This is a genomic window from Streptomyces sp. NPDC005423 (assembly GCF_040606415.1).
GTDB lineage: Bacteria > Actinomycetota > Actinomycetes > Streptomycetales > Streptomycetaceae > Streptomyces.
On sequence record NZ_JBEXET010000049.1, the window covers coordinates 40,314 to 50,399 of the forward strand.

10 protein-coding genes and 3 pseudogenes are annotated in these 10,086 nt (G+C 73.8%); 9 read left to right on the plus strand and 4 right to left on the minus strand.

Features of this window, described 5'->3' with window-relative positions:
* Positions 1–26: 26 nt before the first annotated feature.
* From ABZT12_RS33730 to ABZT12_RS33745, 4 genes and pseudogenes are all read left to right on the plus strand, one after another.
* Positions 27–425, plus strand: a complete 399-nt coding sequence (locus tag ABZT12_RS33730) for a 6-carboxytetrahydropterin synthase (protein ID WP_356391766.1) — start codon at positions 27–29, stop codon at positions 423–425.
* On the plus strand, positions 422–1,603 hold the full coding sequence (locus tag ABZT12_RS33735) for a glycosyltransferase family 4 protein (RefSeq protein ID WP_356391769.1): 1,182 nt from the start codon (positions 422–424) through the stop codon (positions 1,601–1,603). The genes ABZT12_RS33730 and ABZT12_RS33735 overlap by 4 nt, the downstream gene beginning before the upstream one ends.
* Entirely contained in the window at positions 1,600–2,718 is a 1,119-nt protein-coding gene (locus ABZT12_RS33740) for a methyltransferase domain-containing protein (protein ID WP_356391771.1), read from the plus strand. Before ABZT12_RS33735 ends, ABZT12_RS33740 begins: the two co-directional genes overlap by 4 nt.
* A pseudogene (locus ABZT12_RS33745) lies at positions 2,715–3,884 on the plus strand (lysylphosphatidylglycerol synthase transmembrane domain-containing protein); the annotation flags it as partial. The gene ABZT12_RS33740 and the pseudogene ABZT12_RS33745, both read left to right, overlap by 4 nt.
* Positions 3,885–3,973: 89 nt before the next feature.
* Here the strand turns inward: ABZT12_RS33745 and ABZT12_RS33750 are convergent.
* On the minus strand, positions 3,974–4,741 hold the full coding sequence (locus ABZT12_RS33750) for a creatininase family protein (RefSeq protein ID WP_356391775.1): 768 nt from the start codon (positions 4,739–4,741) through the stop codon (positions 3,974–3,976).
* A 38-nt stretch (positions 4,742–4,779) separates the two neighbouring features.
* Between ABZT12_RS33750 and ribA the strand changes: the two genes are divergently transcribed.
* The 3 genes and pseudogenes from ribA (at position 4,780) to ABZT12_RS33765 (ending at position 6,707) form a co-directional block, all read left to right on the plus strand.
* Complete coding sequence (gene ribA, locus ABZT12_RS33755) at positions 4,780–5,442, plus strand: GTP cyclohydrolase II (protein ID WP_356391778.1); 663 nt, start codon at positions 4,780–4,782, stop codon at positions 5,440–5,442.
* 102 nt (positions 5,443–5,544) lie between these two features.
* Positions 5,545–5,640 (plus strand): annotated as a pseudogene (locus ABZT12_RS33760) (FAD-binding oxidoreductase); the annotation flags it as partial.
* Positions 5,640–6,707, plus strand: a complete 1,068-nt coding sequence (locus ABZT12_RS33765; protein ID WP_356391781.1) for a saccharopine dehydrogenase — start codon at positions 5,640–5,642, stop codon at positions 6,705–6,707. The pseudogene ABZT12_RS33760 and the gene ABZT12_RS33765, both read left to right, overlap by 1 nt.
* A gap of 41 nt (positions 6,708–6,748) precedes the next feature.
* Here ABZT12_RS33765 and ABZT12_RS33770 read toward each other — a convergent pair whose 3' ends face one another.
* Entirely contained in the window at positions 6,749–7,975 is a 1,227-nt protein-coding gene (locus ABZT12_RS33770) for a serine hydrolase domain-containing protein (RefSeq protein ID WP_356391784.1), read from the minus strand.
* A gap of 285 nt (positions 7,976–8,260) precedes the next feature.
* Here ABZT12_RS33770 and ABZT12_RS33775 point away from each other — a divergent pair, with 285 nt between their 5' ends.
* Positions 8,261–8,710: a TIGR03618 family F420-dependent PPOX class oxidoreductase gene (locus ABZT12_RS33775; RefSeq protein WP_356391787.1), complete on the plus strand. Its 450-nt coding sequence runs from the start codon at positions 8,261–8,263 to the stop codon at positions 8,708–8,710.
* Positions 8,711–8,813: 103 nt separating this feature from the next.
* Complete coding sequence (locus ABZT12_RS33780) at positions 8,814–9,224, plus strand: VOC family protein (protein ID WP_356391790.1); 411 nt, start codon at positions 8,814–8,816, stop codon at positions 9,222–9,224.
* 167 nt (positions 9,225–9,391) lie between these two features.
* Here ABZT12_RS33780 and ABZT12_RS33785 read toward each other — a convergent pair whose 3' ends face one another.
* Both ABZT12_RS33785 and ABZT12_RS33790 read right to left on the minus strand, forming a co-directional pair.
* Positions 9,392–9,979, minus strand: a complete 588-nt coding sequence (locus ABZT12_RS33785) for a histidine phosphatase family protein (protein WP_356391792.1) — start codon at positions 9,977–9,979, stop codon at positions 9,392–9,394.
* Positions 9,980–9,985: 6 nt separating this feature from the next.
* A pseudogene (locus ABZT12_RS33790) lies at positions 9,986–10,086 on the minus strand (6-phosphogluconate dehydrogenase); the annotation flags it as partial.

Below are 10,086 nucleotides of genomic sequence, written 5' to 3' on the forward strand. Positions count from 1 at the left end.
AGAGGCGCCGCACCTGGAGGGTTCCGTTGTTCAGTGTCACCGTCCGCGATCACATCATGATCGCCCACAGCTTCCGGGGCGAGGTCTTCGGACCGGCGCAGCGCCTGCACGGAGCGACGTTCCTGGTGGACGCCACGTTCCGGAGGGAGAGCCTGGACGACGACAACATCGTCGTCGACATCGGCCTGGCCACACAGGAACTGGGCGCCGTCGCCAGTGAGCTGAACTTCAGGAACCTCGACGACGAGCCCGACTTCGCCGGGGTCAACACCTCCACCGAGTTCCTGGCCAAGGTCATCGCCGACCGGCTCGCGGACCGGATCGGCGCCGGTGCCTTCGGCGAAGGCGCCCGTGGCCTGACGAGCCTCTCCGTCACCCTGCACGAGTCGCACGTCGCCTGGGCGAGCTACGAGCGTGCGCTATGACCGACACCACCATCGACCGGACGTCCCTGCGCTACCTGCCCGCCCAGCGCACGGCCTCCCAGAACGCCGGAATCATTCCCATGTCCCTGCGTACCGTGCACTTCGTGGTGCCCGGCGGTGTCGACGACCCCGCCGCGCCGAGCGGCGGCAACGCCTACGACCGGCGTGTCAGCCTCGACCTGCCCGGCTTCGGCTGGCAGGTCCACCAGCTCGCCGTGGCCGGCGAGTGGCCGCGCCCCTCCGTCGCCGCCCGCGCCGAACTCGCCCGCACCCTGGGCGAGTTGCCCGACGGCGCGGCCGTCCTCCTCGATGGCATCGTCGCCTGCGCGGTCCCCGAGATCATCGTTCCACAGACCGAACGGCTGCGACTGGCCGTCCTCGTCCATCTGCCGCTCGGCGACGAGACGGGCCTCGCGCCCGCCGTCGCCGCGGAGCTGGACGTCAAGGAGCGCGCGGTGCTGCGGGCGGTGCCCGCGGTGATCGCCACCAGCGACTGGGCGGTACGGCGGCTCGTCTCCCACCACGGCCTGGCGCCCGAGCGGGTCCACATCGCCGTCCCCGGCGCCGACATCGCTCCCCTCGCCTCCGGCACCGACGGTGTCTCCCAACTGCTGTGCGTCGCCGCGGTGACCCCCCGCAAGGGACAGCACCGGCTGGTCGAGGCGCTGGCCGCGGCAGCCGACCTGCCGTGGAAGTGCGTCTGCGTCGGCGGACTCGGACACGACCCCGAGTACGTCGCCCATCTGCGCGGGCTGATCGCGCATCACGGTCTGCAGGACCGTTTCCACCTGGCGGGACCCCAGACGGGCGCCGCGCTCGACGCCCGGTACGCGTCCGCCGACCTGATGGTGCTGATGTCGTACGCCGAGACGTACGGGATGGCGGTCACCGAGGCGCTGGCGCGCGGCATCCCGGTGCTGGCCACCGATGTCGGCGGCCTGCCCGAGGCGGTCGGCCGCGCCCCCGACGGCGGGGTGCCCGGCATCCTCGTCCCGCCGGAGGACCCCGCCGCGCTCGCCGCCGAGCTGCGCGGCTGGTTCGGCGAGGCGGACGTACGGCGCCGGCTCAAGTCGGCGGCCCGCGGCCGGCGCGCCGCCCTCGACGGCTGGGCCACCACGGCCCGCAGCCTCGCCGGCGTCCTGACCCGGCTCCCCAGCGAACCCCGGAGGGCGGCATGAGCAGGACGGCGAGCGAGAGGCCGGCCCGCGGCGCGGGCCAGAGCCGCGTCCCGGCACGGCCAGGACCGAGGGGAGTTCCGTTGGGCACACTGGCCTTCGGCGAGCCGGAGCGCAACGGGAGCGACACCCAGCACCGGACCCCTGCCGAACAGGGACCCGGCTCCGCCCTCTCCGGCTCCATAACCCCCGGCGCCGACACTGTCGGCTCCGTCATCCCCGGCGCCGGACCGGCGTCGGGCGACGGCGAGCGGGCCACCGTACGGCTGCGGGACGCGGGCCCCGACGACCCGCCGCGCTACGCGCCCGAGTGGCTCCAGCTGCGCGAGGGAGCCGACGCCGTCGCGCGGTCGGCCGAACTGCTCGACCCGCTGCGCATCCGGCTCGCCAACCTGCCCGGCCGCTCCGGGGTCGTCATCCACGACCTCGGCTGCGGCACCGGCTCGATGGGCCGCTGGCTCGCGCCCCGGCTCGACGGCGCCCAGCACTGGATCCTGCACGACCGCGACCCCTACCTCCTGCACTTCGCCGCGGTGGCCTCGCCCCGCGCCGCCGCCGACGGCAGCCGGGTCACGGTCGAGACCCGGCGCGGCGACGTGGCCCGGCTCACCCCGGACGCCCTGGCCGGCGCCTCGCTGGTGACCGCCTCCGCCCTGCTGGACGTCCTCACCCGCGCGGAGGTCGAAGCGCTCGCCGCGGCCTGCGCCGGCGCGGGCTGCCCGGCCCTGCTGACCCTCTCCGTGGCCGGCCGGGTCGAACTCACCCCGGCCCACCCCCTGGACGCGGAGATCACCGACGCGTTCAACGCCCATCAGCGGCGCGGCGGCCTCCTCGGCCCGGACGCGGTGACCGTGGCGGGCGAGGCATTCGCCGCGTACGGGGCGACGGTCCAGGTGCGGCCGAGCGCCTGGCGGCTCGGCCCCGAGGAGTCGGAGCTGACCGCCCAGTGGCTGCGCGGCTGGGTCGGCGCGGCCGTGGAGGAGCGCCCGGCACTGAAGGAGCGTGCCGAGCGCTACCTGACGGAGCGTCTGGAGGCTTGTGCGGCACGGGAGTTGAGTGCCGTGATCCACCACGGCGACCTGCTGGCGCTGGCCCGGCCGACGGGCGGCACCGCATGAGTGTCGAGACGGTACGGACCCTCGCCCCAGGCCCCGGTCCGAAGAAGCGCGCGGTACGGATCGACCTGACGGCGCCCCCGGTGGCCCCGGCGCCTGCGGCGGTCCGGCCGGCCGCGCCCGCCGCACCGGTGCGGCAAGCGGCACGCCACCACCAACCGGCCGAGCGCGCAGGGGAGTTGCCCCGCCCCACGGCCACGAACGCGCCCGCCGCCGCCGGGTCCCGGGCGCGGACCGGCGCGACCGTCACCGCGGACCGCCCTGCCGTCCCACGCCCCTCCCGGCTCCGCGCCCTCCTCAACTCCCGTGCTCTGCGCACCCACGTGGGCACGGTCGCCGGAGCCGCCATCCTCGGCGTCCTGCTGTGGCGGCTGGGCACCGGCGTCTTCCTCGACGGCCTGCGGCGCATCGACGCGCCGACGCTGCTGATCGGGCTCGGCATCGGCGTCGCCACCACCGTGTTCAGCGCCTGGCGCTGGGCCCTGGTCGCCCGCGGACTGCGCATCCGGCTCCCGCTCGGCCCCGCCGTCGCCGACTACTACCGCGCGCTCTTCCTCAACGCGGCACTGCCCGGCGGTGTCCTCGGGGACGTGCACCGGGCGGTACGGCACGGGCAGAGCGCCGGCGACATGGGCCGTGCCGTCCGCGCCGTCGTGCTGGAGCGGGTCGCCGGACAGATCGCGCTGGCCGTCGTAGGAGTGACGGTTCTGCTCACCCTTCCGTCCCCGGTCATGGCTGACGCCCGCAACGTCGCCCCGCTCGTCGCGCTCGCCGCCGTGGGGGCGCTCGCGGTGGTCGCCGCCGTGCGGATGAACCGGTCGCCGGCCACCGCCCGCCGGGGCCGGGCCCTGAGCGTCACCCTCAAGGAGGCCCGCGCCGGGCTCTTCTCCCGGAGCAACTGGCCCGGCGTCAGCCTCTCCTCGGCCGTCGTCCTGGCGGGCCATCTCGCGATGTTCGTCGTCGCCGCCCGCGCCGCCGGGTCCGCGGCCTCCGTCGGCGCCCTGCTGCCGATCGCGATCCTCGCCCTGCTCGCGATGGGCCTGCCGCTGAACATCGGCGGCTGGGGACCCCGCGAGGGTGTCACCGCCTGGGCGTTCGGAGCCGCCGGCCTCGGCGCCAGCAGCGGCCTCTCCGTCGCGGTCGTCTACGGCGTCCTCAGCTTCGTGGCGAGCCTGCCGGGCGCGCTCGTCCTGGTCGCCCGCTGGGCGGCGGGACTGCGCGCCGGGTCCGGCACCCCCGTACCGGACCCCGAACACGGTCAGTCGGCGGCCGGGGAATCCGGAGTGAGCAGCGAGAAATACGCGCCGAAGGAATCCGCCAGACTCGCCAGGAGTTCCTTCCCCTTTTCCGCGGACCCCAGGGAGGGCCGGCCGATGACGCCCGACTCGGTATAGGCGGACATCCCGAGCGTCAGCAGATGACGGCGGTCGTCGGCGACGAAATCGGCACTCTCGTGACCGGGGCGGATCAATTCGGGATGCGTGTGCAGAAGAATGGAGGTCTCGATTTCCCCCGCGTGCATGTCGGTCAGCAGCGAGGTCAGCACCCCGGCCCGCTCCCGCGCCGTCTCCCAGTCCTCCGGGGCGGGGAACAGCGCCATCCGCTCACCGCGCGCGGCGGACTCCTGAACCACGTTGCCCAGTACGTAGTTGCCGCCGTGCCCGTTGACCAGCACGAGGGTCTCGACCCCCGACCGGCGGAGCGAAGCCGCGATGTCCCGCACCACCGCATGAAGGGTCACGGAAGAGATGCTGACGGTCCCCGGCCACGCCGCGTGCTCGTGCGAGCAGGCGATCGTCACCGGCGGAAGGAGGTGCACGGGGTACGCCGCGGCGATCTCCCCGGCGATGGCACAGGCGACCAGGGTGTCGGTCGCCAGCGGAAGGTGCGGACCGTGCTGCTCGAAACTCCCGATGGGAAGGACGGCGATCTGTGACGTGACGTCCGCCCCCCGCATCCGTACGTCTTCCGTGGTGTCCGCCGGCAGCAGACCGTTCGCCGTCGTACGTGCTCCCGAACCACTCATTGTTTCTCGGCCTTTCGTCTCTGCTTAGGAACCAGATCATGACAGAAAACATTGGCGTACTCGGCACGAAGAAGTCCTCCCAGCGCAAGGGCGTGGAACGCGTCGTGAATGCGCCGCTGCCGACCGTCTACGGCGCATTCCAGGCGGTGGGCTATCTGGACCACGACCGCGGCGACGAGCAAGTGGCCCTGGTCTACGGCGACATCGGCACCGAAAGCGTGCTCACCCGGCTGCACTCGGAGTGCCTGACGGGCGACGCGTTCGGCTCCCAGCACTGCGAGTGCGGCGACCAACTGGCCTCCGCGCTGCGCGCGGTGGTCGCCGAAGGGAGCGGCATCGTCGTCTACTTGAGAGGGCACGAGGGCCGGGGCATCGGCCTGCTCGGCAAGTTGAGGGCGATGGCACTCCAGGCGGAGGGCCTGGACACCGTCGAGGCGAACCTCGCCCTCGGCCTGCCCGTCGACGCCCGCGACTACGGCGTCGCCGCCGAGATCCTGCACGACCTGGGCGTCCGCTCGGTCCGCCTGCTCTCCAACAACCCGCGCAAACGGGAGGCGTTGCTCCAGCACGGCATACAAGTACTCGAAGAGGTACCCCTGTTGATACCGCCGTGCGAGAACAACATCACCTATCTGCGTACCAAGCGCGAGCGGCTCGACCACCGGCTGCCGCACCTGGACGCGGTCGCCCACTGGTCCTGAGCCCCCGGCGGCGGGCGGCGCCGGGCCCGGCGCCCAGGACACTGCGGAGTCCTGGGCCCCCGTCGAGGCGGTCACGGGGGAGCGTCCGTGGAGTGTCCGGCCGACGTCGGCGTCGGGCACGTACCCTTCGTGGACGTCAGCCCCTTGAGCGCCGGCCGGTTCACGGCCGACGCCCTTCGTCCGGAGGTCAACCGCTAATGACGGACCGTCACCTGTGGCTGCGCCACGAAGTCCGCTCCACCGAACGGCGCACCCCCGTCGTCCCCGCCGACGCCCGCAGGCTGGTGGCGGCCGGTACCGCGCTGACGGTCGAGGAGTCCCCCCAGCGGATCTTCCCCGTCGAGGAGTACGAGGCGGCGGGCGCCCGCGTCGCCCCCGCGGGTTCCTGGGTGTCGGCGCCGCCCGACGCGGTCGTCCTCGGCCTGAAGGAACTCCCCGACGCGCCCGCGCGGTTGAGCCACCGGCACATCTACTTCGGGCACGCCTACAAGCGGCAGCCCGGCGCCGCGGACCTGCTCGGCCGCTTCGCCGCCGGGGGCGGGGCACTGCTCGACCTGGAGTACCTGGTCGACGACGACGGCCGCCGGCTCGCCGCCTTCGGCTACTGGGCGGGCTACCTCGGCGCGGCGCTCGCGGTCCTCCAGCAGCGCGGCCGGCTCACCGCGCCGCTGACGCCCACCTCCAAGAAGGAGCTGGACGAGACACTGCGCCCGGCGCCGGGCGACGAGGACTTCACGGCGCTCGTGGTCGGCGCGCGGGGCCGCAGCGGCCGGGGCGCCCAGGGGGCGTTCGCCGTGGCCGGTGTGGAACCGGTCCGCTGGGACCTCGTCGATACCCGCGACCTCGACCGCGGCGCCCTGCTCGCCCACGACGTGATGGTCAACGCCGTCCTCGCCACCACCCCCGTCCCGCCGTTCCTGCGCGAGCAGGACCTCGACGACCCGGCCCGCCGGCTGCGCACCCTCTCCGACGTCACCTGCGACGTCGGCTCGCCCCTCAACGTCCTGCCGGTCTACGACCGTACGACCGAGTGGGCGGGGCCCGTCCGCCGGCTGCGCGCGGAGCCCCCGCTCGATCTGATCGCCATCGACAACCTGCCGTCCCTGCTGCCCCGCGAATCCAGCACCGACTTCTCCGCCGCCCTGCTGCCGCTGCTGCTGGAGTACGGGGTGGGCACGGCCTGGGCGCGCTGCCTGGACCGGTTCCACGCCACCTGCGCCGAACTCGGCTTCAAGGAAGGGGAGTCGGGCGACGAGCGACGCTGACCCCCGCGCCGCGAGCCGTACCGTCCCGGTCGCGGGGCGGCTCAGTCGCCGACGACCTCGTGCATCAGCTGCCGCAGCTCCGGGATGACCTTCAGGGACGACGTCGGCCGGACCTGGGTCAGGAACTGCACGGTCACGTCCCGGCCGGGGTCCACCCAGAACGTCGTGGTCGCCGCCCCGCTCCACCCGAACGTCCCCAGCCCCGAGGGGGCCTGGGTGCGGGCGGGGTCGATCACCACCGAGACACTGAGACCGAAACCGAGACCGTCGTTGCTGGGCTCCTGATGCGAGGGGCTGCCGAAGGAGCGCAGGTCCGCTCCGCCGGGCAACTGGTTCCGCGTCATCAGGTCCACCGTCTCCGGGGCGAGCAGCCGGGTGCCGTCGAGTTCGCCGCGGCGGCGCAGCATCTCCATGAACCGGTGCAGGTCGTGGGCGCTCGCCGCCATCCCGCCGCTGCCCGACAGGAACCGCGGCCGGCGCCGCAGCGGCAGCCCGGCGATCGGCTCGATCCCGCCCCCGTCGGTCTCGCCGTACAGCTCGGCGAGCCGGGGGGTCTGTGCCTCCGTGACGTGGAAACCGGCGTCCGTCATCCCGAGCGGCCCGAAGATCCGCTCGGCGTAGAACGCGTCGAGCGGCTGCCCGGAGACCACCTCGATGACCCGGCCCAGCACGTTGGAGGAGACCGAGTAGTTCCACTGGGTGCCCGGCTCGAACTGGAGCGGCAGACTCGCGTACACCTCGATCGCCTCGGCCAGGTTCGCGCCGGCCGGCACCGACGACTCCAGGCCCGCCTCCCGGTAGAGGGCGTCGACCGGATGCGCGTGGTAGAAGGCGAACGTGAGACCCGAGGTGTGGGTCATCAAGTGCCGTATCAGCAAGGGCTGTCGGACGGGCCGCGTCTTCGTGCCGGCGCCGGAGCCGCTGTCGTAGACCTCGGTGTCCGCGAAGGCCGGGAGATGGTCGGCGACCGGGTCGTCGAGCGACAGCCGGCCCTCCTCCACCAGCAGCAGCGCGGCGACCGCGGTGACCGGCTTCGTCATGGAGTAGATCCGGTACAGCGTGTCCGCCTCGACCGGCAGTCCGGCGGCCACGTCGCGGAGGCCGTGGGTGGTGAGGTGGGCGACCCGGCCGCCGCGCGACACGGACACCAGGAAGCCGGGCAGCCGCCCCTCGTCGACGTAATGGGCGAAGTGCTGGTCGAGGCGGTCCAGCGCCTTCCCGTCCAGACCGGCCTCACCCGGGTCGACCTCTTGTCGCAGCTGTGCCATCGCTCTCCTTCGATTGCGTTCACGAGGCGCGGTCCGGCACACCCGTTCCGAGCCTCGGACCTCATCGTCGCGCAGGAAGCCCCGACTGGTCTCCACTGGTGGTGTGTTGTGTGATCGACACGACGTCCGGCACCGACGGCGCGGCGGGTCGCCCCGGCGGCGCGGGGACCGCCCCGGCCCTGTGACAGCCGCCCCCCGGCGACCCGGCCACCGCCTCCCGCGCCGCACGCGGGAGGTCCGTGCCGGCCCGGGAATGGTGACCCGCCTCACACCGTTGAGGAAGACATGACTCACGACGCGACGCAGGACGCACTGCTCCGGCTGGTCTCCGAGGGCCACGACGGGGTGCTGGTCACGCTCAAGGGCGACGGCCGGCCCCAGTTGTCGAACGTCAGCCACGCCTACGACCCCGACGAGCGCACCATCCGCGTGTCGGTCACCGACGACCGCGCCAAGACCCGCAACCTGCGCCGGGACCCGCGTGCCTCGTACCACGTCACCGGCGCCGACCGGCGCGCGTACACCGTCGCCGAGGGCGTCGCCGACCTGACCCCGGCCGCGCGGGACCCGCACGACGACACGGTCGAGGAACTGGTGCGGCTCTACCGCGACGTCCAGGGCGAGCACCCGGACTGGGACGACTACCGGGCCGCGATGGTCCGCGACCGCCGACTGGTGGTGCGCCTGCGGGTGGAACGCGCCTACGGTATCCCGCGAGCCGCCGATCAGGCCTGACGACCGGGGCTGACGACGTGGGCTGTCGCCCGGGGCCGGCCACCGGGGCCGCCGACCGGGGCAGAACGGTCGTCGGGCCGGCAGGTGGAGAGGAGAGGCCGCGATGGTCCCGAACGGGCGTAGTCACCTCCGGATCGCGCGCCCGTCCCGGGATCTCGGCGCGGCCGAGCGGTTCTGGGCGGACGGACTCGGGCTCGGCGTGCTGTGGCGCGCGGAGGGCGGCACCGCGCCCGGCGAGCACGACCTGCTGATGCTCGGCCTGCCGGACGCCGACTGGCATCTGGAGCTCGTCCACGACCCGGTCGACCCGGTCGAGCCCCGCCCCACGGAGGAGGACCTGCTCGTGCTGTACGTCGACGGCCCCGTGCCGGACGACCTGGTCGCCCGGCTGGAGGCGAACGGCGGCCGGCGGGTCTCCGCACCCAATCCGTACTGGAACGAATGGGGTGTCACCGTCGAGGACCCGGACGGCTACCGGCTGGTGCTGTGCACCCGGTCCTGGTCCAACGCCTAGGCCGTACGCCCAACTCCTGGGCGCCAGCGGCCTGTTACGGGGAGCGTGCGTCGCGCAGCGGGCGCGACCGGGTGGGCGAGTGCGGCCTGGCACGCCGACGCGCCCGCTCCACCAGGGGTGTTGAGCGGGCGCGTCGACAACGTGCCGTCCCGGAACGGGTGTCGGGGCTACGGCCGGGTGTTCCACTCCGCGATCACCGGGCGGTCGTGCTCGGTGGAGAGCCGGCTCACCGTGCCGGTCGCCAGTTGGAACAGCCGGCCGTCCGCCGGGGCCAGGCCCAGGCGGCGGGCGGTCAGCACGCGCAGGAAGTGGGCGTGGGCCACGAGGACCACGTCACCGTCGGGCAGCGCGGCTTCCACACGGGACAGCACCCGGTCCGCGCGGCCGCCCACCTCTCGCGGGCTCTCGCCGGGGTGGCCGGCCGGTCCCGGGGCCACCCCGTCCGTCCACAGGTACCAGCCGGGACGGGTCCGGTGGATGTCCACGGTGGTGACGCCCTCGTAGCCGCCGTACTCCCACTCCCGGAGGTCGGGGTCGGCCAGTGCCCCGCTCAGGCCCGCGAGTTCGGCGGTGCGTACCGCACGGTCGAGCGGGCTGGTGAGGGCGAGGGCGAAGGTCCGGCCGGAGAGCAGCGGGGCGAGGGACTTTGCCTCTTCCTCGCCGTGCCGGGTGAGGGGCAGGTCGGTCCAGCTGGTGTGCCGGCCCGACGCGCTCCACTCGGTCTCTCCGTGGCGGACCAACAGAAGGTCTCCCACGGCTCGTTACTCCTTGGACTCGACGGCGTGGCCGCCGAACTGGTTGCGCAGGGCGGCGACCATCTTCATCTGCGGGGAGTCGTCCTGGCGGGAGGCGAAGCGGGCGA